Source organism: Mesorhizobium sp. RIZ17 (genome assembly GCF_051127865.1).
GTDB classification, from domain to species: domain Bacteria; phylum Pseudomonadota; class Alphaproteobacteria; order Rhizobiales; family Rhizobiaceae; genus Mesorhizobium; species Mesorhizobium humile.
Window position 1 is genome coordinate 429,592 of record NZ_CP147861.1, and the last position, 24,378, is coordinate 453,969.

At 61.8% G+C, this 24,378-nt stretch carries 20 protein-coding genes and 1 tRNA gene; 4 read left to right on the forward strand and 17 right to left on the reverse strand.

Annotated features, from left to right (window positions below; genetic code table 11):
• Window positions 1-103: 103 nt before the first annotated feature.
• The gene (locus tag WDX12_RS02185) at window positions 104-379 is read right to left on the reverse strand and encodes a DUF1153 domain-containing protein (protein WP_006203587.1); all 276 of its coding nucleotides are present in this window, start codon (window positions 377-379) and stop codon (window positions 104-106) included.
• A gap of 254 nt (window positions 380-633) precedes the next feature.
• Between WDX12_RS02185 and mnmA the strand changes: the two genes are divergently transcribed.
• Window positions 634-1,824, forward strand: coding sequence for a tRNA 2-thiouridine(34) synthase MnmA (gene mnmA, locus WDX12_RS02190; RefSeq protein WP_320293291.1), 1,191 nt, complete (start codon window positions 634-636; stop codon window positions 1,822-1,824).
• Between the two features lie 34 nt (window positions 1,825-1,858).
• Here the strand turns inward: mnmA and WDX12_RS02195 are convergent, their stop codons facing one another.
• A complete protein-coding gene (locus WDX12_RS02195) occupies window positions 1,859-2,824 on the reverse strand; it encodes a Gfo/Idh/MocA family protein (RefSeq protein ID WP_320293290.1) in 966 nt (321 codons plus the stop codon).
• 252 nt (window positions 2,825-3,076) lie between these two features.
• On the opposite strand from WDX12_RS02195, the gene WDX12_RS02200 reads away from it, so the two are divergent.
• A tRNA-Met gene (locus WDX12_RS02200) sits at window positions 3,077-3,153 on the forward strand.
• Between the two features lie 418 nt (window positions 3,154-3,571).
• On the opposite strand, the gene WDX12_RS02205 is transcribed toward WDX12_RS02200, so the two are convergent.
• The 3 genes from WDX12_RS02205 to WDX12_RS02215 form a co-directional block, all read right to left on the reverse strand.
• Complete coding sequence (locus WDX12_RS02205) at window positions 3,572-4,744, reverse strand: sensor histidine kinase (protein ID WP_434723771.1); 1,173 nt, start codon at window positions 4,742-4,744, stop codon at window positions 3,572-3,574.
• Window positions 4,745-4,900: 156 nt separating this feature from the next.
• Window positions 4,901-6,430: a PAS domain S-box protein gene (locus WDX12_RS02210; RefSeq protein ID WP_434723772.1), complete on the reverse strand. Its 1,530-nt coding sequence runs from the start codon at window positions 6,428-6,430 to the stop codon at window positions 4,901-4,903.
• Between the two features lie 287 nt (window positions 6,431-6,717).
• Window positions 6,718-7,899, reverse strand: a complete 1,182-nt coding sequence (locus WDX12_RS02215; RefSeq protein ID WP_434723773.1) for an MFS transporter — start codon at window positions 7,897-7,899, stop codon at window positions 6,718-6,720.
• Window positions 7,900-7,979: 80 nt separating this feature from the next.
• On the opposite strand from WDX12_RS02215, the gene WDX12_RS02220 reads away from it, so the two are divergent.
• Entirely contained in the window at window positions 7,980-8,876 is an 897-nt protein-coding gene (locus WDX12_RS02220) for a LysR substrate-binding domain-containing protein (protein ID WP_434723774.1), read from the forward strand.
• A gap of 447 nt (window positions 8,877-9,323) precedes the next feature.
• Here the strand turns inward: WDX12_RS02220 and WDX12_RS02225 are convergent, their stop codons facing one another.
• The 3 genes from WDX12_RS02225 to WDX12_RS02235 form a co-directional block, all read right to left on the reverse strand.
• The gene (locus tag WDX12_RS02225; protein ID WP_320293285.1) at window positions 9,324-9,935 is read right to left on the reverse strand and encodes a LysE family translocator; all 612 of its coding nucleotides are present in this window, start codon (window positions 9,933-9,935) and stop codon (window positions 9,324-9,326) included.
• Window positions 9,932-10,603: a B3/B4 domain-containing protein gene (locus WDX12_RS02230; RefSeq protein WP_434723775.1), complete on the reverse strand. Its 672-nt coding sequence runs from the start codon at window positions 10,601-10,603 to the stop codon at window positions 9,932-9,934. Before WDX12_RS02230 ends, WDX12_RS02225 begins: the two co-directional genes overlap by 4 nt.
• A gap of 77 nt (window positions 10,604-10,680) precedes the next feature.
• Window positions 10,681-11,487: an AraC family transcriptional regulator gene (locus WDX12_RS02235; protein ID WP_434723776.1), complete on the reverse strand. Its 807-nt coding sequence runs from the start codon at window positions 11,485-11,487 to the stop codon at window positions 10,681-10,683.
• 752 nt (window positions 11,488-12,239) lie between these two features.
• On the opposite strand from WDX12_RS02235, the gene WDX12_RS02240 reads away from it, so the two are divergent.
• Window positions 12,240-14,126: a GGDEF domain-containing protein gene (locus WDX12_RS02240; RefSeq protein WP_434723777.1), complete on the forward strand. Its 1,887-nt coding sequence runs from the start codon at window positions 12,240-12,242 to the stop codon at window positions 14,124-14,126.
• A gap of 253 nt (window positions 14,127-14,379) precedes the next feature.
• Here WDX12_RS02240 and WDX12_RS02245 read toward each other — a convergent pair whose 3' ends face one another.
• The 9 genes from WDX12_RS02245 to WDX12_RS02285 all read right to left on the reverse strand — a co-directional run bounded on the left by WDX12_RS02245 (window position 14,380) and on the right by WDX12_RS02285 (window position 24,357).
• The gene (locus WDX12_RS02245) at window positions 14,380-16,650 is read right to left on the reverse strand and encodes a nitric oxide reductase activation protein NorD (RefSeq protein WP_434723778.1); all 2,271 of its coding nucleotides are present in this window, start codon (window positions 16,648-16,650) and stop codon (window positions 14,380-14,382) included.
• An 11-nt stretch (window positions 16,651-16,661) separates the two neighbouring features.
• Window positions 16,662-17,507 carry a CbbQ/NirQ/NorQ/GpvN family protein gene (locus WDX12_RS02250; RefSeq protein WP_434723779.1) on the reverse strand — a complete coding sequence of 282 codons (846 nt, stop codon included), beginning with the start codon at window positions 17,505-17,507 and terminating at the stop codon, window positions 16,662-16,664.
• A 101-nt stretch (window positions 17,508-17,608) separates the two neighbouring features.
• Window positions 17,609-18,646 carry an aliphatic amidase gene (locus WDX12_RS02255; RefSeq protein ID WP_320293280.1) on the reverse strand — a complete coding sequence of 346 codons (1,038 nt, stop codon included), beginning with the start codon at window positions 18,644-18,646 and terminating at the stop codon, window positions 17,609-17,611.
• A gap of 30 nt (window positions 18,647-18,676) precedes the next feature.
• A complete protein-coding gene (gene urtE, locus WDX12_RS02260) occupies window positions 18,677-19,372 on the reverse strand; it encodes an urea ABC transporter ATP-binding subunit UrtE (protein ID WP_320293279.1) in 696 nt (231 codons plus the stop codon).
• The gene (gene urtD / locus WDX12_RS02265) at window positions 19,365-20,129 is read right to left on the reverse strand and encodes an urea ABC transporter ATP-binding protein UrtD (RefSeq protein ID WP_434723780.1); all 765 of its coding nucleotides are present in this window, start codon (window positions 20,127-20,129) and stop codon (window positions 19,365-19,367) included. The genes urtE and urtD overlap by 8 nt, the downstream gene beginning before the upstream one ends.
• Window positions 20,126-21,232 (reverse strand): urea ABC transporter permease subunit UrtC, encoded by a 1,107-nt coding sequence (gene urtC, locus WDX12_RS02270; protein WP_434723781.1) that lies wholly within the window; start codon window positions 21,230-21,232, stop codon window positions 20,126-20,128. The genes urtD and urtC overlap by 4 nt, the downstream gene beginning before the upstream one ends.
• A 58-nt stretch (window positions 21,233-21,290) precedes the next feature.
• The gene (urtB, locus tag WDX12_RS02275; protein WP_320293276.1) at window positions 21,291-22,199 is read right to left on the reverse strand and encodes an urea ABC transporter permease subunit UrtB; all 909 of its coding nucleotides are present in this window, start codon (window positions 22,197-22,199) and stop codon (window positions 21,291-21,293) included.
• Window positions 22,200-22,234: 35 nt separating this feature from the next.
• Window positions 22,235-23,482 (reverse strand): transporter substrate-binding protein, encoded by a 1,248-nt coding sequence (locus tag WDX12_RS02280; protein ID WP_434723782.1) that lies wholly within the window; start codon window positions 23,480-23,482, stop codon window positions 22,235-22,237.
• A gap of 218 nt (window positions 23,483-23,700) precedes the next feature.
• A complete protein-coding gene (locus WDX12_RS02285) occupies window positions 23,701-24,357 on the reverse strand; it encodes an ANTAR domain-containing response regulator (protein ID WP_320293274.1) in 657 nt (218 codons plus the stop codon).
• Between the last annotated feature and the right edge of the window lie 21 nt (window positions 24,358-24,378).

Consider the following 24,378-nt stretch of genomic DNA (forward strand, 5'->3'; position numbering starts at 1 on the left):
GCCTAGAGCAATTTCAGGAAAAGTGTGAGCGGTTTTCCGTCCGAAATTGCGTCAAAACAAGGAGATAGAGCGGTTCGCCGTTTCCGTGAAACGGTGAAACGCTCTAGTGCCGGTACTGCTGGATCCGCGTGGTGCGCAGCCCGGCAAGGCCGTATTCGTCGATCGATGCCTGCCAGGAGAGAAATTCTTCGGTGGTGAGCTTGTAGCGCTGGCAGGCTTCCTCAAGGCTGAGCAGGCCGCCGCGTACTGCAGCAACCACTTCCGCCTTGCGCCGGATAACCCAGCGCCGGGTGTTCGTCGGCGGCAGATCGGCGATCGTAAGAGGGCTGCCGTCAGGCCCGATAACATACTTGACTCTAGGTCTAACCAGATCGGTCATCGTACTCTCTACTAAAAACTCAAAGACCCAATCCCCGCCACACTACCGCCACAGCTTTAAAAATTGCCTAAGCGAACCCTAATCATTAGGTAAGGATCGTGAACGCCCGGTTAGGATTTCGTTTAGAATTCGAAACACCGGCCTGCGGGCCTTGATTTTGCCGGTGAACTCGTCCTGGGCCGCAAGCTGGCGCATGCGTGGCGCTTGACCTATATTCCGGCCATTGGCATTGAGCGCCACACAGTGAAAGCACCATGAACAGCCTCGATCTTCCCCGCCGCCCCGAAGAAACCCGCGTCGTCGTCGCGATGTCGGGCGGTGTCGATTCGTCCGTCGTCGCGGGCATCCTGAAGCACGAGGGCTATGACGTCGTCGGCGTGACGCTGCAGCTTTACGACCACGGCGCGGCCACCCATCGCGCCGGTTCGTGCTGCGCCGGGCAGGACATCGACGATGCCCGTCGTGTTTCGGAGACGCTCGGCATCCCGCATTACGTGCTCGACTATGAGGAACGCTTCCGCAAGGCGGTCATCGATCCCTTCGCCGAGAGCTATGTCGCCGGCGAGACGCCGATCCCTTGCGTGTCTTGCAACCAGACGGTGAAGTTCGCCGATCTTCTGGCGACAGCCCAGGATCTCGGCGCCGACGCGTTGGCCACCGGCCATTACATCCGTTCGCGCGCCAGTGGCGCGCATCGCGCGCTCTACCGGCCGGTCGACGCCGACCGCGACCAGAGCTATTTCCTGTTCGCCACCACGCAGGCGCAGATCGACTATCTGCGCTTTCCCCTCGGCGGCCTGTCGAAGCCGCAGGTCCGCGCCATTGCCGAGGAGATGGGGCTGACCGTCGCCGCCAAGCAGGACAGCCAGGACATCTGCTTCGTGCCGCAGGGCAAATATTCCGACATCATCGCCAAGCTGAAGCCGGCCGCCGCCAATCCCGGCGACATCGTCCATATCGACGGCCGCGTGCTCGGCCGCCATGAAGGCATCCTGCGCTACACGATCGGCCAGCGCCGCGGCATCGGCATCGCGTCCGGCGAGCCGCTCTACGTCGTCCATCTCGACGCCGACCGGGCCCGCGTCATCGTTGGCCCACGCGAGGCGCTGGAGACGCACAAGATCTATCTGCGCAACATGAATTGGCTCGGCGACGGACCGCTGTCGGACGTCCCGGCCGGCGGCATCGAGCTGTTCGCGAAAGTCCGCTCGACCAGGCCGCCGCGTCCAGCCGTGCTGCACCACCGCAACGGCGTGACGTCGGTCGAGCTGGCCGACGGCGAGTCGGGCATCGCGCCGGGACAGGCCTGCGTGCTTTATTCCGACGACGGCAACGAGGCGCGGGTGTTCGGCGGCGGCTTCATCGAGCGCTCCGAGCGCGGCGCCGAGGCCGAGGCCATGCTGTCCAGGCTCGCGGCCAGGCCGGCGCAGATTCCCGCCGAGTAATCTCTCAGTCTATTGTTGCCGTTTCAGCACAGATTCACACGGACGAACCCGTATGGATCACCGTGCCGGCAGTCAGGATGCGCAGCACCCTGATCGCTTCCTCGCCGTCGGTGCGCGGCTCGGCGCGCGTCTCGATGCACTGCATGAAATGGGCAAGCTCGCGCGTCAGCGGCATGCCTTCGCCGACCGGCACGTAGGAAGGCTCGTTGGCCGTGAAGGCCCATTGGCCGCTGTCCTGCCAGACCGCGTGGCGGTAGACGGCGAGCTTGCGCTCCCAGGGCTCGACGTCGTCGAACACCGCCATCGCCTTGGTGCCGACGACCGTCAGTCGCCGCTCGCGGTAGGGATTGAGGCGCGAAGCGAAGAGATGGCTGCGCAAGCCGTTCGGGAAGCGCATATGCAGATGCGCGAAGTCGCTGAGATTGTCGAGCAGCGCCGCTCCCTCGCCCCTCACCTCAATCGGCTCGGTGCCGGTGATGGCGAGGATCATCGACAAATCATGCGGCGCCAGGTCCCAGAGCGCGTCGTTTTCGGTATGGAACTTGCCGAGGCCGAGCCGATGCGAGTGGATGTAGCGCACCTCGCCCAACTCGCCATTGTCGATCAGCGCCTTCAGCGTCTCGAAGGCGGGATGGAAGCGCAGCACATGGCCGACCATGAAGACCCGGCCATTGTCCTTTGCCGCCTTCACCGCGCGCTCTGCGTCGGCGACCGTCAGCGCGATCGGCTTTTCCACCAGCACGTCCTTGCCGCTTTCGACGGCGCGCACCGCGGTGTCGGCGTGGAATTGCGGCGGCAGCGCCATGACGATGGCGTCGATGTCGTTGCGTTCGAACAGCCTGTCCGGCTCGATCGCCAGGCAATCCTGCTCGCTGGCGAAACCTTCGGCGCGAGCGCGGTTGACGTCGGAAACGGCATGGAGCGCGCCAAGCGCCTTGAGGGTGCGGATATGGTTGCTGCCCCAGTATCCGCAACCGAGGACTGCGATGCGCGGCTTCATTCGCTCAAACTCTAGAATTTCATGGCCGAGACATAGCGACGTGCCCCGCCGAACTCAACCCCGGGACATGCCCTGAGTGTCTGTCCGGCAAAGCTTTTCTGGGATGAGATTATGCCGGCTGGATTATGCCGGCATGTCGGCCGCTTCGAAGCTTGACAGGCTCACCCTCGCAACCTTATATCCGCGCGACCTTGGCGAACGCCTCGCGACGCCCGTCCATTCAGGACGGTTTTCCGGGCCATTTGCCACCCTGGCGGGGTAGCTCAGTTGGTTAGAGCACGGGAATCATAATCCTGGGGTCGGGGGTTCAAGTCCCTCTCCCGCTACCATCAATACAGCGTTAGGCGCCTCTCCTGGTTTGCGGTTTGCCAGGTTGAGGAGCTCCGCCAGCGCACCGTGAACCTTGAGCTCAATCTGCCCCCTGCCCTCCGTCGGAATGATCTCGATCCTCGCGACCAGTGAGCGGACAATCCTCGCTGCCTCTTGACGCTCGCGATCGTCGAATTGCAGCGCCTCCTGGAGTTCTGACACTTTCCGGCGATAGGCTTCAACCGCCGCCGGGTGAAACTCCACGATGCTTGCAGCGCCATGGCCTGAAGTCCCCGCCCTAGATTTTCCTTATCGCTCTCGAGTTCCAGCAGCTTCGATCTCATGCTGGCCGTAGAGACAAGGCGAAGAAGCTCGGCATCAAGTGCTTCGACTTCCGCAAGAAGGGCGGTGCGTGAGCGCCGCGCTTTCATTCGCACACTATTCGGTGCTCGCGCCGCCTTTCGGGATATCGACGACAAACCGGGCACTTGGACCCGGCTCGACAGTTATCTTTCCCTCGAATTGCTCGACGATCGACCGGATCAGGCGCATGCCCAGCCCCTTGCCGCCCTCTACGAGGAAGTTGCTCGGCAGGCCAACGCCATCGTCGCTGACGCTGAGGCGAGCGATCGGGCCCGCAGATCTCAGCTCGACCCTGATGCTGCCGTGCCGACCTGCGGGATAAGCGTGCTTCAAGCCGTTCATCACGAGCTCGGCCACGAGCATTCCCGTTTTCATCGCGCGCTTCGAGCCGAGCACAATCGGTTCCGCCTGGACCTCAATGCCATCAATATTGCTTGGCCGGTGAGCAGCGAGCGCTTTGCAAATCCCATCGAGGAATACTGACATATCGACCGTGTCGCTGCCTGACGCCCGATAAAGCTGCTCGTGCGCCGCCGCGACGCTCGCGATTCGGCGCTGCGCCTGTTCGAGCGCCCTTGTCCCCTCGATGCTGGAGAGCTGATGCGCCTGAAGCCTCAGCATACTCGACACCATTTGCAGGGAGTTCTTCACCCGGTGGTCGACCTCCTGCATCAGCATATGGTTTTGCTCCAGGAGCCGGTCCTTTTCCGCAAGAAGCTGCTCAGCATCGCGACGCGCCAAGCGCTGCGCGGCGAGCGACCGCCTCAACTCAAGCTCAGTTATGACGCGGCTGGCCAGCACCTTCAGCAGCGACCGCTGCCTCTTCGTCAGATCGCGCGGCCTCCAATCGAGCACGCAAAGGGTGCCGACATGGCCTCCGTCTGGAGCCACGAGCGACGTCGCGGCGTAAAAGCGCACCGAGTTCTCCGGATGCGCCCGCAGGTAGTCCCTGAACCGCTCATCGGCTATGAGGTCCGGAATGACCATGATCGTATCTGCCGGCGACACCAGAGCGCAGATCCCGGCCGGATCGGCACCATCTCCGTCCGGCAAACCAGTCACCGCTTGGATGCAACGGTGATCGTCATTGACGAAGTTGATGGCGGCGATCGGCGCGTCGCAAATCGCGGTCGCTAAACGGACGATCTCGTCGAAAGCAGGGGCCGGGGCAGTGCCAACAACGTCGTAACGATGCGAAATGTCGAGCGGTATTTCTTCAAGCTCCTTAGTATCTTCAGCATAGTGCATGACGTGCCCTCCCATGCGCGAACGTCGCCTCAAGGCCAAGAAGGCCGAGTGTACGTACGCGCCTTTTGTGGTGTATCCGCGGGCTGTTCTTTACCGGTCCGTCACGTGGCTCCATAGAGCCGGACGCATCATGCAAGCCTAGTAAAACTGCATTATTCAGTGTCGTCGCGGCCGCTTCGAGCTTCCTGCGCCAATCCCGGTGAAGCCACGTTCACGTGCCCAGACAACGGCGCCCGCTCTATTATGCACGTCAGCCTTCACATAAATCCGAGCTATGTGGTTACGAACCGTATTTTGCGTCACCCCAAGCTTTTTGACAATCTCGACGTTGCTCAATCCCTGAGACATCAGGCCAAGGATCTCAAGCTCCCGCGGTGTCAAATCGGCAAGTCCGGCCTCCGGCTTGCCCGACGCGCCCGGTCGACGCAGGTGAGCGAGTTTCTCGATGATCGTGCGGCTAAACCAGGACGTATCCTGCATCACCGCCTCGATCGCGGCGATTAGTTCTACCTCCGAGCGTTTCCGCTCGGTAATGTCTTGGATGACCGTCAGGACGCACTCTTCCCCCTGAATACTGATGGTCTCCGTCGAAACGAGACAATCAAGCACTTCATCGTGCTTGGTTCGCAACTGAAGTTCGAGCTTGCGCAAACTGCCCGCCGCTTCGATCTCACGATCGAGACGCTTGCCCGAGGCCGCATCGACCCAAATGGGAAGCTCCGGACTGGTCCGACCGATCACCTCTTCCGGCTCATAGCCGAGTACAGCCTCGAAGGCGTCGTTGACGTCCAGAACACGGAGCTGCTGGCGCGTCGACAACATCGTCGGGATGGGCGTCAGCCGGAATGACCGGGCAAAGCGCTCCTCACTCTGACGCAGCGCATCCTCCGCTTGCCTGCGAGGCTCCATGTCGATGAAGGAGAAGAGCATGCACTTCTCATCACCGATCTCGATTGGCTGGCCTGCGACGATCACAGCCTTGCTGCCTCCGTCAGGCAGCCGGAGCATTGACTCCATCTGAGGAATGGTCCGACCTTCGCGAAGGCTGGCAATGGCCGCCTCTTTCGCCCCCGCGTTCTCAAGTACATCGAACTCGTAGGTCGAGCGCCCGATGACGTCGTCGCGACTACAACCCGTCATCTGCAGGAATCCGGAATTGACCCTGACATAGCGCAGGTCGGAAAGCCGACAGATGAGCGCCGGCGCAGGATTGGCCGCGAATGCTCGCTCGAACCGTTCCTCGGCGCTTATCTTCTCGGTGACGTTCTCGATAACGAGCACATAGGATTCCGGATTTCCCTTCGCATCCGGGAGCGCGAAGCCGTGGAATTTCAAGACGCGTCGTCGATCCTCGATGGTGTTTGAACGCTTTCTCGCCAACTCGACAGTAACGTCGCGAAACTCGTCCCCCGCCAGGAGACGGTCGACCGGATATTGGCCCTCATCCAGAGGGTGATGGTTCCGATACTTCAGCTCGAAACTATCGCGATAGTCGGCCGCCGAGGTGCCAAGCTGTGGAAGCTCCGAAATATTGTGAAGTGCTAACGCACTTTCGTTTGCCCAGACGATACCTTCTTTGGGGTCGACAAGAATGATGCCCTCGCCGAGCCCGGCGATAATCATCTGCAATTGTCGCCTGTTGACCTGCCGTTGCAATGCGACTTCGTCCGGCACCACCTGGTTCATCGAAAATCTTCCTCACCACCCCGCGCTCGTTACTGAATATCCTATCCTCCGGGAGGCGCTGCGATTTCGGCGCCGAACAGCATTTTCAAGCGCAATTGGTCTGATCCTGCGCGATATGTCCTCCTTCGCTGTCTCCAGTGGTCCGCCGATTACGTCACGCCCAACGTCATACTCGTCCACGCGCGACTTCCAGAACGGCGAGGATCGTCACCAAGCGAGTCCTGAGTTCAGGACGCCAGCCAAGACGCCCGATGATGGGCTGATCTCGAGTCCACTGCCGCGAGCCATCAGGATCGCGACATCAACACGGCAAGCCCGGCCGACGCTGCCCCAAAGATGCATGTCCCGCTCCATCCCCACGCCGAATAAGCGAGCCCGCCGCCTCCGGCACCAACCGCGCCTCCGAGGATCATGGTCGCCATGAAGATCGTGTTGAGACGGCTGCGTGCGTCGGGATCCAGCGCATAAACCCGTGCCTGATTCGCAACCTGGGACGATTGCACCGCTACGTCCAGGATCAGCACGCCGATGATCATCGCCACGAGCGAACCCTGAAATAGGCCGAAGATGGCAAAGGCGAGGACCACCAGCCCGGTGCCGATCGTCACCGTCGTGTCAGGCCCGCGCCGATCGGCGAAACGCCCCGCGAGCGGCGCCGCCAGCGCGCCGGCGACCCCGACCAGCGCCATCAAGCCCACTGCTGTCGCACCGAACCGGTAAGGCGGCGCAGCGAAGACCAATGCGAGATTGGACCAGAAACCGATGAAAGCGGCGAAGATCAGGGCCTGGACCGTGATCGCTTGGCGCAGCACACGATGCGTCCGCAGCAAGGTCCAGAGCGATCCCAGAAGCCGTCCGTAGCTCAAATCCGTGCCCGGTTCGACGCGCGGCAAGGTCACGGTCAACACCGCCGCCGTCGTGATCATCAAGCCGGAAGCGGCCCAGAACACCGCCTGCCAACCCCACAGGTCCGAGACGATACCGCTGATCGTGCGCGCGAGCACGATGCCGATTAGAATGCCGCCGGTCACGATGCCAAGTACGCGCCCACGCTCGGACGGGGAAGCCAGATGCACCGCGAGCGGCACGATTTGCTGGGTGACGGTGGCGAACAGCCCGATGCCCATGCCGGCGACGACGAGCCATGCGAAGCTCGGAGCGACGGCAGCAACAAGGAGCGCCACGACCAGCACCGCCATCGTTTTCAAAATGAGGGACCGACGCTCCAGACGATCGCCGAGCGGAGCGAGAAACAAGATGCCGGCGACATTACCGAGTTGGGTCAAAACCGGGAGAAGCGAAACCGTTCCCGCGGAGAGCTGGAACTCGCTCGCCAGCAAACCGAGCATCGCTTGATTATAGTAGTTGTTGGCGACCGTCAGCCCAGCCGCAATCGCCAAAATTGCCAGCAGGCCATCGCTGATAGCTGACTTTGGGCCTGTAGTTATCATCTCGGCAATTGCGTTCATCGCCGCGACCCTGCACAATCAGCGCAGCAGCAACAAACCACATCTCTTGCGTGCCGGTTTAGCTTACCTAAACTGACGACATGCAACCACCGGTCTCCCTCCTCGCCCTGCGGGCCTTCGCCGAAGTTGGACGCCACGGCAGCGTGAAGCGCGCGGCCGCGGCTCTTGGCGTCACGCCGGGAGCAATCAGCCAGCAGGTCAAGCTTCTTGAGCACAGGCTTGGCGTCACGCTGCTGGAGCGGCGCAATCGCGAGGTTCGCGTGACGGCCGACGGAATGCGGCTGCTCGAACCGTTGTCCGCAGGCTTTCAACAGATCGAAGACGCAGTGGGTCTCTTCGCCGTCGCATCGCCCAGTCGCAAAATCCTCACCGTAAGCACCACCCCCTCCTTTGCAGCATCCTGGCTCGTTCCTCGGCTTGGTCGCTTCTCCGCCCGCCACCCAGATCTGTATGTTCGTGTCGACACCACGCCCCGACTGGTCGACCTGCGAAGTGAAGGCGTCGACGTGGCGCTCCGTCACGGCGCCGGAAGCTATTCCGGCCTGGAGGCTGTGCGGCTGTTCACGCCACAACTCATCTGCGTCGGGAGTCCTGCCCTTCTGGCAGGCGGCCCGCCGATGCTGGAGCCAAACGACTGCCTTCACCATCCGCTCCTTCAGGACCGGGATCGCGCCGACTGGCCCTTGTGGCTTCGCGCGCGCGGAGTTGGCGCGATCGACGAACGAGCTAGAAACGGTCCATGCTTCGAAAACGACCTACTCCTGATCCGCGCTGCGATCGCCGGCCAAGGCCTGGCTCTTGTTCGCGATGTCTATGCCAGTGACGAGCTGAGCTCCGGGCGAATTGTTCTCGCTTTGGAAGGATCATCGCCGACGGCTGATGCCTATTATTTCGTGGCGCGGCCAGAAGCGATGGCGACGACCAAAGTCGCCGCGTTCCGTGATTGGATTTTCGAAGAGAGTGCCAACCGAGTTTGAAAGGTGTGGGCCGATCGTCCTGTTTGGGGGATGCACACGCGACGAAATCGGCTTGTTGATCTTGTCCGCAAGGAAGTGCGATCCAACGCCGCGCCGCGTCGCCACCATCCGATGGACTGAAGTTCCGCCAATGCTTTGCGGACCGTGGTGCGGCTGATCCCAAAGGCTCGCTATAAGCTGGCTTCCGATGGCAACGCGATGTCGGCGGAGCGATTGCCGCCGGAAAACTCGCTCAGTAGCTGCTCGGCTATGGTTCGATAAAGTGGTGCCAAGGCGTATCTCCATGAGCAAATGGTCGGACGCCCAAACAAGTAAATCTCGAACTGCACTGGATCGCTCTGAATTAGCGCAGTTGAATCAGATACATGAGAATGCTTCCTGTCGGCTACTTGTATCCTTTCTTCCTCTGGGAGTTCGGGAGTTCTGACGAGGCTGGCAGCCTAACGCCTAACGGCTTGCCAAGGCGAGTTGTGCAGCCAGCGCAGCAAAAGCAGCAGCGAAGCCGCGCCGCATCCATGTCTGGACGGAGGCGCTGGAGATGACATGCCGCCGAACAGCAGCGGCAAACGCTCCATAGGCAGCGAAGATCACGAACGTCAGCGCCATGAATACTAGGCTCAATTCCAGCATCCGACTCACGGGCGACGCGTCATCCGCCTTCACGAATTGCGGCAGGAAGGCGAAGAAGAAGATGGAGAGCTTGGGATTGAGCAGATTGATAAAGATAGCCGAAACGATCACCTGCCGGACGCTTTTGCCCGCCGCCTCGTCATTCAGGCTGAGCAATCCGCGATCACGGAACATCGCCCAGGCCATGTAGAGCAGATAGGCGACACCGAGATATTTGAGAATCTGGAAGGCCAGCGCGCTCGTATGAAGCAGCGCGGCGAGCCCGCTGACGGCCGCCAGCATATGGGGGACGATCCCGAGCGTGCAGCCAAAGGCGGCAATGAAGCTCGCCCGCGTGCCGCCCGAAAGACCGGCCGCCACGGTGTAAATCGCGCCGGTGCCGGGCGATGCGATGATGACCAGAGAGGTGAGGAGAAATTCCAGCGTCATAGCGGTTCCAATTCTGTCACCGCAGCGGCAGGCCAGTTCGCGGCAAGCGCCTCGGTAAGCGACGACGTGAGGACGGCAAGATCGTCGCCGGCCGTCTTGTGGAGGGCTTCGACGACGATCAGGGCTTGGGTGGTATCCGGGCGAATGGCTGACCAACCGCTCTGACGGTGGGTCCAGCGGCGCGCATGAGCTCGGTTGGTATCATCGGCGAAGATGACTTCTCCACGTTCGGGATGTTCGACGTCACCGGCAAAGGTCTCATAGATTTCGGTGCCATAGGCGGGTCGAACGGTTATCGCGCCAGTGACCCTGGCCGTATCGAACACTGCGACCGGAATGGCGAAGGCGAGCGAGGCCGCGTTGCACAGGTCGATGAGGGGATGAAGCGCGGGGAGAGCTCTCTCTTTGCGATAGCGCCTCAGCAGCGCTTCTGAGGCACACCGATAGTTAGTCGGCTTAAGCCCCATTGCGGAAAAGGCACGCCGCCACGCCTGTATCTCGGGAAATTCCCCTTCACTGGTGGCGGCAAGCCGTCTATCGGCAATCGCATTCAGCCGCGCGATCTGGGCGGAAGGGTCAGCCTTTGCGTCGATCCCGTCGACGAGCAGGACGCGCGATTGGAGTTGCGGAAAAGCGGTTCGAATATCAGGGGCATAGCGAAACTGCATGGGCATACTCGTAGCTCGATTGTTTTTCGAGCCATTCTCACGGTCCCGCTTCGCCCCGTCTTGAAGGAAATTGCAGCTCAGTTCACCGCGGCGGCATAAAGGCCGGGCGACATGCCATACGTGCGGACGAACAACCGGGTCATGTGGCTTTGGTCTGCGAAGCCAGCCGCTTGCGCCGCATCGGCGAGGGTCGCGCCTGCCGCGATCATCTTTCGCGCTCCTTGAAGCCGGCGCTGGATGAGATAGGCGTGTGGCGTGAGCCCGGTCGCCTTCGAGAAGCCCCGCACAAGTTGGAACTGGCTGACCCCCGCGATGGCGGCCAGTTCTCCAAGCGACAGCGGCGCAGACGGATCATCGTCGATACGCTCACGCGCCTGTTGTATCGCCTTGGGTGCTCCCGGTTGTTTCCGTTCGCGACGGTCGACGAGCGGCGCCAGCAGCAGAAGCAGATTTTCCCGGCCCTCGATCTCGCTATACCCGCCGTGTGGATCGGTCATCGTGCGAAAGAGAGACAGAAAGCACGCCGCCGATGCCGGATCGCGCATCGCCGGATGCGAAAGCTCGGCGCTACCGGTGCTGCCTTCCGTCACGGTGCGGATAGGGCCGGCCAACGCAGCCGGGTCGAAATAGAGCATCCGCCAAGCCCGGCCGCCCTCTCCGAGGGGCGAGCCGTCGTGCACTTCGCCGGGATTGACCGTAATGACGTCGCCGGCTTCCGCTTCCACGACACCTCTGCCGCTCATGGATTTCTGCGCGCCGCGCAGGATGACGCCGATCCCGAACTGGTCATGGGTATGCCGCCCGAACGCATGCGACGTATCGGCCGACACCGCGTCCACGCCTTCCATCCCGCAACGGGCTATCTTGAACCGTCCTTTTGTCATCACGCCGATACTATATCGCAACGGTCTAGCGAACCACGCGAAAACTTGGCGATATAGATCAACTGAGTTGAGCGATCCGGCCCATTTTGCCCGCTAGATTGAGCATGTTGTTCAGTGCGGCATTGCGGTTCGACAGCGGCTAGACGGCCGAGAACGGCTCCGGCTCGTTCCCCGGGCTTTCATGAACCCCTGTTCGTCGAGGAAGAGGCCGGCGCATGGTTCAAGGCATTGACGAAGCCTTGTTATGAGATAACAGTGATGCAATGATCGAGAGCTCTCGTTAACCCGCAATCAAAAACTCGTCCTCGGTGCGGTCGAAGCCTCCCCAATTCCTGTGAGCGCCTACGCTATTCTTAGCGCGCTGGAGGGAACTGGTATCCGTCATCCATTGCCGGTGTACAGAGCGCTGGAAAAGCTGGTCGCCTTACGCCTCGTCTATCGGGTTCACACCATGGCGCGTTCATAGCAGCGGCGACCGCTGCCGATCCGCTGGCGGCGGAAACCCAACTCGTATTCACGATCTGCGATGTATGCGGCCGGGTCTCCGCCCTCCTGGACAAGGCGCTCCGCAAGCAACTCGACAGCACGCTGAAATGCCCAAGCATAAGCGCTTGCGGCTCAAATCAATAAAGCTCTAACCAAAAGCCTTCACGAATCCGAAGGCCGGTTGCGCTATGTTCCGGCGAGGCATACCGGTTGGCAATGTCGTAGCATTGAATGGGAAACGCCAACACGCTGGTAAGTCGACGTCCATGTCCAAGAGTTTATTTTCGAATCGGCAAAAAGACTGGGAACGAACTGCCAAAGAGCGCGTAGACGATGCTGATAATATTCGGCAAACTCAAGTCAACTCACATGGAACTTTCGATCGCAAGCTGTCGGTCCGCATTCTCCTTGCGATCCTCTGCACATCGCTTCTTGCATTGTCCATTGTTGCGCCGACTTATCGCGATTTCGCTGTTGCGCGACAGAATCTCCACGACATCCAGCAATACCGACTGATCCTCGATACCGCGAACTCTCTGGCAGCCGAGCGAGGCCCCGCCAATATCGTCATGTCCGAGGACCCGTCTATCGATAGTCCCGGCATGAAGCGTTTGGTGGAATTCCGAGCGCGAAACGATGCAGCTTTAGCTCAGCTCGCGGCTGTATCCGACGTTCCCTTTGGGCTGCACGGTCACCGAGTCCCGCAGGATCTGCTGCAAGATGTCCGCGACCAGCTAACCCTCGCACGAAACAAGGTCGATGGGATCGCATCGATCCCGCGCGCCTCGCTGAAGCTCGACGAAATCCAGGATGCGATTGATAGCATGTTCGCGGTGTCGGATCGGTTTCGCGTCGTAATTGCCTGGAACTCCAATGAACTCGCTCAACATAGTACGGGCCTCGCCGCACCCGCCCTTATCGGACAGATGCTCAGCGATCTTCGCGAACATGGCGGCAGGGTTGGCTCCGAGATTATGGCCCCGCTCGCCACCAACCAAAAAATGCCGCTGCAGAACGTAATCGACAGTCGGCGCAGCCAGGGTGGGCTCCTTGAGCTCTGGCAACTGATCAGCGGCCAAACCAACCTCTATAACGTGCCGTCGCTCGCAGCGAGCCGCGATGAAATCGACCGAGCCTTTTTTGGCCACGGCCTTGCCTTAGTCGATCAAGTCATCGACGAGGGACGGCGCAATCCGCCCTATACCGTGACAGCGACGGAATTCACAAATCGCTTCGTCCCAACCATGCGGCCTATCGAGACCTATCGGGCAGCGTTCCTCGATGCCGTCGTCGAACGGTTTGCCGACGCGAGGACCAGCGCACTTGTAAGCCTCGCTACGACCGTCCTGGTGTCGACCGCCGTCCTTACTATCCTCGTCGGCATCGTCTTGTCGGCGCGGGCACATGTGTTTCGCCCGCTCATGCAAGTGCACGACGCCGTCCTTCGATTGGCAGCCGATCGCCTCGTCACATTACCGGCCCGCCCCACTCAGGTGGGAGAGATCCGCAGTCTCTTCCACGCCATCGAAGTCCTCCAAGGAAAGCTGCAGGAGCGCGCGTTCCTCACGCACGAGCTTAGGCGTCAGGCAGAGACTGATGGTCTGACCGGTCTCCTGAACCGGCGCATGCTCGACCGCTTCGCGCGATCGCCCTCGCTTGGAGAACATGCGGGCGACGCTCTCTGCCTTATCCTCATGGACATTGATCACTTCAAGAACGTGAACGACACCTTCGGCCACTTTACCGGTGATCGCGTGCTGATCCAAATCGCGGAACTCCTGCGGTCTCACCTCAGAGAAAGCGACATTATCGCCCGCTTCGGCGGTGAGGAATTTGCGATCCTCATCTCCGACGTTGATCTATCGGGCGCGATCTCGATTGCGAAAAAAATTCGCCTGGCCATTCAGACCGACACGTTCACCACGCCCGATGGGACGCCTTTCCGTGTGACGGCGAGCCTCGGCGTCGCGCGGGGCCGCCGCGGCGAAGTCGCGTGGGCTGAGCTCATCGAGCGCGCAGACACCGCACTTTATCGTGCAAAATCCGAAGGTCGCAACCGCGTCCGCTTTGCGCGACTGTCAACGCCAGACATGGTGCCGTCGACCTCCAACCTTCTGTCGCTGACGGCGGCCACACGACCGAGTTCGGGCTGATAGGGCAGCAGACCTTTCGATGCCAGGTCCGGAGCCGGCGCATGGTCGATTCCCGGACCGTCAAAACTGCGTCGGGTTTGGTGCGCCAAGGGAGAACGCGAATGGCCAGGAGAAAGCTTATCAGCTCGAAGGAGGCAGCGACGCTCCTGGGTATAGCGACGGATGAGGATAGCCTGATCCGTCACGTCAAGGAACCGCTTGTCTATCGATCGCCTTCTCACTTCGAATTTCGGCAGGCTCAACAGGGAAGCGATCAAGCCGTGATTTTCAGATAGAGCCGCGGCAGCAGGTCGACGAGGCGATCGACGGAGTTGATGCTGAGCGTGTTGCGCCGTCCGAAGATGCGGCCGAGCGAGGAATCGGCGGTCGAATCGAGCCCGACGCAGAATGTGTCGATGCCCATGCGGTTCAAACCGTGCACGGCATTGCGGGCGTCTTCCACCAGATAGAGGCGATCCTCGACATCGATATCGAACGGCTCGCCATCGGTGACGACAAGCAGAAGCCGACGATAAGAAAGCCGGCGCGCCAGCGATGCTCCGGCATGCCGGATGGCGGCGCCGAGCCGCGTGGAAAACGCGCTTTCGAGACCGGCGAGATGTGCGTAGGTCGTAAGATCGGCGGGGAGTCCGAAATCCTTGACCCTAGTATAGCGCACATCTTCACGGCGGTCGGAACAGAATGCGGCAATGGCGAAGGGATCGCCAAGTTCGGACATGGCATGCGCCAGAAGCGTTGCCGCCTGACGCTCGATATCCAGAACGGACCGACCGGAACCCCGCACTTTTTCGGCTGTCGATTGCGACGTATCGAGAAGCAGGAGGACGCTGAGGTCGCGATGTCGCCGCTCGTAGCGGCCATGCACGCGCGGGCTTGGCGGCTCGCCGATACGCCGCGCGATTGCCGCATCGATACAGGCGTCGAGGTCGAGGAACTCGCCCTCCGGCTGACGGCGCAGCCGCTCGGTGCGGCTGACGCGCGCCGAACGGATCAGCGCGCTGAGCCGGTTGACCAGATCGGCCCGCTCGTCGCGAAGCCTTAGCAGCGCTTCGGCGGAACCGCGCCTAGGCGTATATTCGCGGACAGTTGTCCACTCTCGTCTTTCGCGGCCGGTGACATAATCATATTCGGGGTAGCGACCAGCCAGCATGCCGTCCATTTCCGGCTCGACGAGGCTGGCGCGGCCAGCCGCCTCATCCAGGTCGTCAGCGTCGTCGCGCTGCGGCTCGCCGCCCTCGCCAACCTCGGTCCTGATCCTGACCGACTCCACGATCTGCTCGGCCTCCACCGCCTGCTGCTGGTCGTCGTCGCCGAAATCCCAAAGGCCGAGATTGTCGTCGCGGTAAGGCGGCTGCACGATATAGCCCTTGGCATCGAACTGCACCCGCATCTGGCCAAGATCATTGCCGAGCAGGTCGCCGATGCGACGGCTGAGTTGCTGGTCGCTCAGGGCATCGCTGTCGGCGAAGAATGCCTTCCTGGCCTTGTCTATCCAGCCATTGTCGTCCTCGTAGGCCGGGTCGATCAGTGCCCGCGACAGGCGGGCAAACAGGCTTGGAGCGGTGTTTGGCCCGTTTGCCTGCGCGACATGAAAAGGTAGGTACAGACGGGCAAGGCCGGGAAGCTCCCGCATCGCCAGCCAATCGACCCTGGCGTCCTCGACCAGCGACACCAGCGCGACTTGAGCCGGCCGCAGCCCGCCGAGCTTGAACTTTTTCCGCGTGAACCGGTGGTGGGCGCCGACATGCGCGACAGCGGCGCGATAGAGTTTCTCCGAGTCCGCCGCGACAAAGCCCGGAAAGGATGCCGGCATCCTTACCACGCCATCGTCGAACCCCGGCCGTCGCCTGGCATTTTCCGGCGCGCCGGCCGGGACCTCGCGCAACGGCGGGCTGATGCCCCAGAGTGCCGAGAGAAACGGCTTGAGACGCCCCTCAAGGTCGAGAAAGCCAACCTCGCCGGATTCACGCTGCAGCCAACGCTGGGCTTCAGGGTCTTCCAGCGTGAAGAAGCGCAACCGTCGCGCCGCATCGCCAACGGCTGTGCGAACGCCGATCCTCAGCCAGGATTCCAGACCGGCAAGATCGAGCCGGGCAAGAAGATAGTCGGTCCGCTCAAGGATCGGGACCATCGATTCAGGAGCTTGCAGGGTCACTTGCTCGATGAGCCGCAGCCAGCGGCGCAGCGCGCCCGATGCCGTCAGCCGCTTCGCCGCAACCACCGTCGCCGCCGGGAGTTGGGAGGCAGCCCGGCTGCCCGATCGTATCGCCATGTTGGAGACGGACGCCGCCAGATCGATGGCGACATCGGTCGAGCTCAACCGCGCCACGTCGGGCGCCTGCCGTTCATACGCTTCGGCGACGTCGCCGCCATAGCCGGCCCCGGCAAGGCGCCGGTAAGCCTTGAGCCAGGCAGCATAGGCATCGCCCGGAAATGCGGCGCGAAGCACGGCGTCTGGCGCGCGGTCCAGCATGGTGCCGACGCCAACCGATGCGTCGCCGTCTTGTGTCTCGTCTCCAGTCATTGCCCGATCGCTCAGACGCAGGCAGCGATCGCCGCCCTCAGCGCATCGCGAATATCGGGGTCGTCGGTGATCGGCAGCACGAGTGCCACGTCGCAGGCCTCGGCAAGGGCGATGCCGTTGCCGACAAGCAAGCCGGCATTGATCAGCATGCGGGTCGAGGCGCCCTCTTCCAGACCGTGGCCCTTCAGGTTCCGCGACCGCGCGCCAATATTGACCAGCGTGGCGGCCGTGCGTTGGTCGACACTTGCCTCGGCGGCGACGATCTCGGCTTCGATCGCGGCGACAGGATAGGAGAAGGCGATCGCGCCGAAACGCTGCTTGGTCGATTCCTTCAGGTCCTTGAGCACGCTCTGGTAGCCCGGGTTGTAGGAGATAACGAGGTGGAAATCGGGATGCGCCTTCAGCACCTCGTTCTTCTTTTCCAGCGGCAGGATGCGCCGATCGTCGGTCAGCGAATGGATGACGACGGTGGTGTCCTGGCGCGCCTCGACGATTTCATCGAGATAGCAGATGGCGCCGGAGCGGACGGCGAGCGTCAACGGTCCGTCATGCCAGACAGTGCCGACCGCATCGAGCAGATAGCGGCCGACCAGATCCGACGCAGTCATGTCCTCGTGGCAGGAGACGGTGATCAACGGCCTGCCGAGTTTCCAGGCCATGTGTTCGACGAAGCGCGTCTTGCCGCAGCCGGTCGGCCCTTTCAACATCACCGGCATGCGTGAGCGGTGAGCGGCTTCGAACAGCGCGACCTCATGGGCAACGGGGCGGTAATACGGTTCGCCGGCGATACGGAAGGGGTCGAGCGCGAGATCTTGTTGCGCTCTTGAATCGAGCGCGGCTCCGCTTCTGTCGTGCATTTCGTCTGACCTCATACGTCGTGATCTGTGACGACGTGGCCGCGGGGTCCGGAGAGCCGGCGCCGCGCCAGAGCGGACCCCGTGGCCACTCGACCCGGGGGTCAGCGGTGCGCCGTGACCTTGTTGGGAATGCCCTCGATCGGGCTTTCCGGCGTGCCGACGGTCTGTCGTGTCATTGCTTCCACAACCTCGCGGGTCCCTTCCGGATCGGTGATCCAGTTCTTGTAGAAATTGTACGGGCAGACCGCATGGCCGCGCGCGTCGTCGCCCGAGTTGATCAGGCCGGTGTAGCCACGATGCACCAGCTTGAAGAGGTGGTTCTGCGACTGCATGTTGCGGCGGGCGTCGCGGATCAGCGATGTCGACAGCTGCGCATACTGGATGCCGTTTTCCTCGGTTCCGCATTCGCCCAGCGTCCGGCCATCGAAGCCGATGATCGAGGAATGGCCGAAGTAGGAATAGACGCCGTCGAAGCCGGCCGCGTTGGCCACCGCGACATAGACGTTGTTGGCCCAGGCCATCGACTTCGAGATCAGGATCTGCTGCTCCTTGGCCGGATACATGTAGCCCTGGCAGCGGATGATCAGTTCGGCGCCGCGCATGGCGCAATCGCGCCAGATTTCAGGATAGTTGCCGTCATCGCAGATGATCAGGCTGATCTTGAGCCCTTTCGGTCCCTCCGAGACATAGGTGCAGTCGCCGGGATACCAGCCCTCGATCGGTACCCACGGCATGATCTTCCGGTATTTCTGGACGATCTCGCCCTGGTCATTGATCAGGATCAGCGTGTTGTAGGGCGCTTTGTTGGGATGCTCCTCGTGGCGCTCACCGGTCAGCGAGAAAACGCCCCATACCCGCGCCCTGCGGCAAACGTCGGAGAAGATCTTGGTCTCTTCGCCGGGGATGGCCGAAGCCGTCTCATACATTTCGCGCTGGTCGTACATGATGCCATGCGTCGAATATTCCGGGAAGATCACCAGATCCATGCCGGGCAGGCCCGTCTTCATGCCTTCGACCATCTTGGCGATGTTGTGGGCGTTGGCCAGCACCTCTTCGCGGCTGTGAAGCCTCGGCATCTTGTAGTTGACGACCGCGACTCCGACGGTGTCGTTGCTGCTCGAAATATCGCCGTGGTACATTTCTAGTCCTCCTGTTGAATACTGCTCGCCTCAGACGACGAGGTGCTGGTGGATGAGATCGTCACTGAGCTTGTCGATTGGTCCCCCAACGGCGACGCTGCCGCGATTGAGGATCGCGAAATGCTGTGAGGCACGCCTGGCAAAGCGGAGATTCTGCTCGACCAGGATGATCGTCAGGCCACGCTTGCGGTTGAGATCGATCAGCACATCCTCGATCTGTTCGACGATGTTGGGCTGGATGCCTTCGGTCGGCTCATCGAGCAGCATGATCTTCGGCTCCGACAGCAGCGCGCGGGCGATGGCCAGCTGTTGCTGCTGGCCGCCGGAAAGGTTGCCACCACGACGGTGCATGAACTCCTTGAGGATCGGGAACAGGTCGAGCACCCATTCGGCGATGCGCCCATCGCTGGCCTTGCTGGCGAACGTGCCGATCATCAGATTCTCGCGGACGGTGAAGTTCGGCAGGATGCCACGGCCCTGCGGCACATAGCCGACGCCGGCGCGCGACCGCTCATGCGTCGGCTTGGCGATCAGTTCCTCGCCATCAAGGCGGATGCTGCCGGTCGTCCTGGTCATCAGGCCGAGTATGGTGCGCAGCAGCGTCGTCTTGCCGACGCCGTTGCGGCCGAGCACGCTGAAGAAATCGCCATTGCCGACCCGCATCGTCAGCGACTGCAGGGCGCGGCTGCGACCGTAAAAACCATCGACGTCAGCGAGTTCAAGCATGGCCGATTCCTCCCGATCCGAGATAGGCGTCGCGCACCTCCTTGTTGCGTTCGACCTCCGAGATGGGCCCCTCTGCAAGCAGCCGGCCCTGATGCATGACGGAGATGGTTTCGGCGATGTCGCGCACGAAGCCCATGTCGTGCTCGACCACCACCAGCGTGTGACGGCCGCGAAGCCGGTTGAATAGCTGCGCGGTCTTCATGGTTTCCTGCGCCGTCATGCCCGCTGTCGGCTCGTCCATCAGGATCAGCGTCGGGTCCTGGGCAAGCAGCAGCGCTATCTCCAGCCATTGCGTCTGGCCATGCGAGAGATGCGCGGCCTCTATTTCGAGCTCGTTCTCCAGGCCGACCATTTCGGCGAGCCGATCGATGCCGGATGCGTCGGCGCTGCGCCCGAACGTCAACAGGTTGCGGAAGACGCCGGGCCTGCGCGAATGGCCGATGTGGAGATTGTCGCGGACAGTCAGTTCCCGGAACACGCTCGGGACCTGGAATTTGCGGCCGATGCCGACGCGCGCGATCTGGTGTTCGGGAAGCTTCTGGATCGCCCGCCCCTCGAAGCGGATCTCGCCAGACGTCAACCGCGTCTTGCCGCAGATCAGGTCGAGCGTCGTCGTCTTGCCGGCCCCGTTGGGACCAATGAGGCAACGCAACTCGCCCTTTCTCACCGTCAGATCAAGCTCCGACACGGCACGGAAGCCGCTGAAGCTCACGGTTGCCTTGTCCATCACCAGCAGGTCTTCCTGGCCCGCGCTCATGACAGGCTCTCCGCACGGCGGGCATCGTCGGCTTCGGCCCTTGCGGGCTTCGGAGCGGCGACAGCCGGGACCGCGCGATGGCCGCCGAAACGGTTCGCCAACAATTCCATGCCGCCGGCGATGCCTTTCGGCATGAACAGCACGACGATGACGAACAGCAACCCCATCACCAGGGTCCAGCTGTCGAGGAAGGTTTCCGATTCCGAAAGGGCACCCTGCACGCCGGTGACGATGATCGCGCCCAGCATGGCGCCAAGCAGGCTCTGGCGGCCGCCGACCGCCACCCAGATCACCACCGAAAGACTGAGCGGCACGCCGAGGAATGTCGGCGAAGCGAACTCCATGACGATGGTGTAGAGCATGCCGGCCAGACCGGCGATGCCGGCCGAAACGGAGAAGATGAAGATCTTGTAGAGCGCAACGTCGTAGCCGAAAAAGCGCACCCGGTCCTCCTCGTCACGGATCGCCTGCAGGATCAGGCCGGTCTTGCTCTTGGTGATAGCCAGCGCCAGGAACAGCGCCGCCGTCAGGCAGATGGCGACGAGGTAATAGGTGGCCGAGTCATAGGCATCGAAGGCGAAGCCGGCCACGTCGAACTGGGCGAGGTCGGTGATGCCGTTGAAGCCGCCGGTGAACTGCTGCTGGTCAATGATCAGCAGTTGCACGACCACCATCGCGGCCAGCGTGATGATCGCCGCGTAGACACCCGTGACCCTGCCGCGGAACATGAACCAGCCGAGCAGCGCCGCGCAGCCGGCCGGGATCAGCACGCCGGCCAGCAAGGCAAAGACCAGCGAGTAGAATGGCGTCCAGAACCAAGGCAGTTCCGTGACGTTGTTCCACACCATGAAGTCCGGCAATCCGTCGCTGCCGGTGTGGACGGGGATGGTTTTCAGCTTCAGCACCGCCATGCAATAGGAGCCGATGCCGAACGTCATCGCCTGACCGAGGTTGAGAATGCCGGCTTGCCCCCATGACAGGCACAGCGACACCGCCAGCATGCCGAACACCAGGTAGCGGGCATACTTGTTCAGCAGGAACGCGTCTTGCAGGACTAATGGGATGAGGAAGATGACGAGGCAGACCGCCGCGTACACAGCCACTTGAATGATCGTCTTTCCAGGCAATGTCTTCTTTCCTTGGTTGTCCGGGCGCCCAGCGTCACGATCTGGTGCGAGCGGTGAACAGTCCCTGCGGCCGGAAGCGGATGAGCACGACGATGCAGAGCAGGACGATCGCCTTGGCGATCGTGTCGTTGCTGTAGAAAGCGAGGTAGCCGGTCAGCTCGCCGAGAATGCCTGAGCTCGCCAGCGTTCCTATCAGGCTCTGCGCGCCACCCAGCACGACCACCATGAAGGCATCCACGACATAGGACGTGCCCATTTCGGGCGACACGCTCTTAAGCGGTGAAATCAGAGCCCCGGCAAGACCGGCGACGCCCGCGCCATAGGCGAAGGTCGCGCGATAGATGCGGCCGGAATTGATGCCGAAACTGCTGGCGATGGCCCTGTTCTGGGTGATCGCGCGAAGCTTCAGCCCGAAATGCGTGTAGCGGTAGATGAACCAGGTGACGGCGAACAGGGCGAGCGCCAGGAACAGGATGAAGATCCGATAAGCGGATTCGCTGACCCCGAAAATGCTGATGCTGCCACCGAGTGCCGCCGGCATTTCGACATAGCGAAGCTCGCCGCCGGCGATCAGCCGCACCGCCTGCTGCGCCATGACGCTGATGCCCCACGTCGCCAGGATGGTGTCGAGCGGCCGGTCATAGAGATGGCGGATGACCAGCATCTCGATCAGCCAGCCGAACAGCGCCAGAAGGATGAAGATCGGCACGAGGCTCGCCAGCAGGCCGAGCCCGAAATAGCTCTGCAGTACCCAGGCGCCGTAAGCGCCGAGCATAACGAATTCGCCATGCGCCAGGTTGATGACGCCAGTGACGCCGTAAATGATGGCCAGCCCAAGCGCCACCAGCATCAGGATCGATGCGATGCTGAGACCGGTCACAAGCTGGGAAATGACGACGTCCATCAGGAATGCCTTCAGGTTCGGAAAGAGATGGCGGCGCATTGGCTCGCCGCCATCAGTTGGCTCGGGAGTTCCGCTCAGACCTCTTTCAGGCCTGTCGCGGTGCAGAGCTGGTGCGGGTAGGCCTTGTAGGGTGACGGTTCGAGCGAGTTCGCCGATTGCTTCAAAATCTCGAACTGTCCATCCGCCTTGCACTGGCCGATCTTCGGCCACAGCCAGGTGTGCAGGTTCTCAGGCTCGATCTTGACCTTGCCTTGCGGCGCCAGGATCTCCTGGCCCTTGACCGCTTCGCGGATGGTGTTCGGATCGATGTCGCTGCCGGCAAGTTTTTCGATCGCCTGCTTGAACAGGTAGACCTGGAAATAGGACGGTTCGGAAACGAAGTGGGTGACCTTGTCGGCGCCCCAGCGCTGCCGGTAGGCGTCGACGAATTTATGGTTCTCGGGCGAGTCCCAGACCATGAAGTATGGCGCCGAGGTGAAGTGTCCGGCCGCCGCCGCGCTGCCCATAGCGGCGACCTCGTTTTCCGAGGTCGTCAGACTTGCCATCGGCATCGTTTGCGGATCGAGCCCGGCGGCGTGATATTGCCGGTGCAGCGCCACGACTGAATCGCCGACGACGGTGGAGAAGATGACGTTCGGCTTCTCGGATTTCAGCTTGTTGATGACCGAAGAGAATTCCGAGTGGCCAAGCGGCACATATTCTTCCGCCACCACCTCGGCGCCGAGTTCGGCCAGCAGCTTCTTGCAGTAGTTGTTCTCTTCCTTCGGATAGATGTAGTTCGAACCGATCAGGTACCAGCGCTTGCCGAACTTCTCGACCAGCCACGGTATGAAGTCGTCCTGCTGCTGATTGGGAACGGCACCCGTGTAGATGACGTTCTTGGAGCATTCCCGGCCTTCATAAAGTGTGGGGTACCAATAGAGGTTGTTCTGCTTTTCGAACACCGGCAGCACCGCCTTGCGGCTTGCCGATGTGTAGGAGCCGAACACCGATACGCATTTGTCGCTGAGCACCAGCTTGCGAGCCTTCTCGGCGAAAGTGGCCGGATCGGATGCCGGATCCTCGACCACCGGCACGAGCTTCATGCCGTTGGCGCCGCCGGCGGCGTTGATCTCCTCGATGGCCAGCAGTGTCGCCTTGTTGAGCGATTCCTCGATGATGGCCGTTGTGCCGGTCAGCGAGAACAAGACGCCGACTTTGATCTCGCCACCGGCTGCCCGAGCGAGTGAACTGTTCTTGCTCCAGATGTGTGGAAATCCGGCCAGAGTGGCCGCGCCGAATGCGGCGGTGCCCTTCAAGAAACTACGACGATTATTGATCACCTTCCGTCCTCCCTGAACAAAACAAAAAAGGCCCCGAAGCGAGCTGCGTTCAGCAGTTCGTTTCGAGGCCCTGTCGCCATTATTTTTCGTGGCTTCGCCGCCGCGAGAATTCAGTCAATTCGGCAATAAAAAACCCCACGTCCCGCCAGAGCGAAAATCGTGAGGTTCCATTACCCGGATGTTTGGACGGCATCGTCGCCGCCAACAGAATTCGACGATTAGCTGAGAAGCTCGTGCGAGTCAATTATCGCATTTGCCACCGCGCCGATCGTCACGCGCCGCTCCATCGCCTGGCGCCTGAGATAGTTATAAGCCTCCTCCTCGCTGACATGTTTGACCCTGATCAGCAACGACTTGGCGCGCTCGACGCTGCGCATCGTGCGCAGGCTTTCGTCGAGCTTGTCGATGCGTCCCCGCAAACGCTTTTCGTAGAGATAGTGTCCGCGCGCCAGCGCAAGGCTCGCCTGCACCGAGCGAGCGGTGGTCGGGTAGTGCAGCACGCCATGCGCCGCGCAATTGTGCATCAGCCGCAGATCAAGCGCGCCGCCGCCGCGTTCCACCACGACGAGGGCCGCCGCCGGCTCGCCGGGTATCCAGGGCAACCGCTGCGGCAGGTCGTCGGTCAGCGCGCAGTAGATCGCGTCGAACTGCGCCGGGATCTGCGGCGGCATCGGCCAGATGTGATGTACGCTGCAGCGAAGCCTCTGCAGCTCGCGCACCAATCTCTCCCCGTCATCGTCGCGCTCGACGATGACCGCCACGTTGAGATCGAAATATACCTTCGGCGATGCCTGCCCCGAGGACTGGCCATGCGGCCCCTTCTCTTGCCACTGGCCGGCGCCGCGACTGTCCTGCTCACGACCAGATCTCATCATTTGAGCGTCTCGCTTGTCATT

Bases quoted from the DNA above. Each gene is read 5' to 3' on its own strand.
- WDX12_RS02205 (WP_434723771.1), bottom strand. From the start codon at position 4,744: ATGCACTATGCTGAAGATACTAAGGAGCTTGAAGAAATACCGCTCGAC.
- urtD (WP_434723780.1), bottom strand. From the start codon at position 20,129: ATGAGCGCGGGCCAGGAAGACCTGCTGGTGATGGACAAGGCAACCGTG.
- urtE (WP_320293279.1), bottom strand. From the start codon at position 19,372: ATGCTTGAACTCGCTGACGTCGATGGTTTTTACGGTCGCAGCCGCGCC.
- WDX12_RS02250 (WP_434723779.1), bottom strand. From the start codon at position 17,507: ATGCACGACAGAAGCGGAGCCGCGCTCGATTCAAGAGCGCAACAAGAT.
- WDX12_RS02285 (WP_320293274.1), bottom strand. From the start codon at position 24,357: ATGATGAGATCTGGTCGTGAGCAGGACAGTCGCGGCGCCGGCCAGTGG.
- WDX12_RS02235 (WP_434723776.1), bottom strand. From the start codon at position 11,487: ATGACAAAAGGACGGTTCAAGATAGCCCGTTGCGGGATGGAAGGCGTG.
- WDX12_RS02220 (WP_434723774.1), top strand. From the start codon at position 7,980: ATGCAACCACCGGTCTCCCTCCTCGCCCTGCGGGCCTTCGCCGAAGTT.
- WDX12_RS02210 (WP_434723772.1), bottom strand. From the start codon at position 6,430: ATGAACCAGGTGGTGCCGGACGAAGTCGCATTGCAACGGCAGGTCAAC.
- WDX12_RS02195 (WP_320293290.1), bottom strand. From the start codon at position 2,824: ATGAAGCCGCGCATCGCAGTCCTCGGTTGCGGATACTGGGGCAGCAAC.
- WDX12_RS02215 (WP_434723773.1), bottom strand. From the start codon at position 7,899: ATGAACGCAATTGCCGAGATGATAACTACAGGCCCAAAGTCAGCTATC.
- WDX12_RS02240 (WP_434723777.1), top strand. From the start codon at position 12,240: ATGTCCAAGAGTTTATTTTCGAATCGGCAAAAAGACTGGGAACGAACT.
- urtB (WP_320293276.1), bottom strand. From the start codon at position 22,199: ATGCGCCGCCATCTCTTTCCGAACCTGAAGGCATTCCTGATGGACGTC.
- WDX12_RS02230 (WP_434723775.1), bottom strand. From the start codon at position 10,603: ATGCAGTTTCGCTATGCCCCTGATATTCGAACCGCTTTTCCGCAACTC.
- WDX12_RS02225 (WP_320293285.1), bottom strand. From the start codon at position 9,935: ATGACGCTGGAATTTCTCCTCACCTCTCTGGTCATCATCGCATCGCCC.
- WDX12_RS02245 (WP_434723778.1), bottom strand. From the start codon at position 16,650: ATGACTGGAGACGAGACACAAGACGGCGACGCATCGGTTGGCGTCGGC.
- mnmA (WP_320293291.1), top strand. From the start codon at position 634: ATGAACAGCCTCGATCTTCCCCGCCGCCCCGAAGAAACCCGCGTCGTC.
- WDX12_RS02255 (WP_320293280.1), bottom strand. From the start codon at position 18,646: ATGTACCACGGCGATATTTCGAGCAGCAACGACACCGTCGGAGTCGCG.
- WDX12_RS02185 (WP_006203587.1), bottom strand. From the start codon at position 379: ATGACCGATCTGGTTAGACCTAGAGTCAAGTATGTTATCGGGCCTGAC.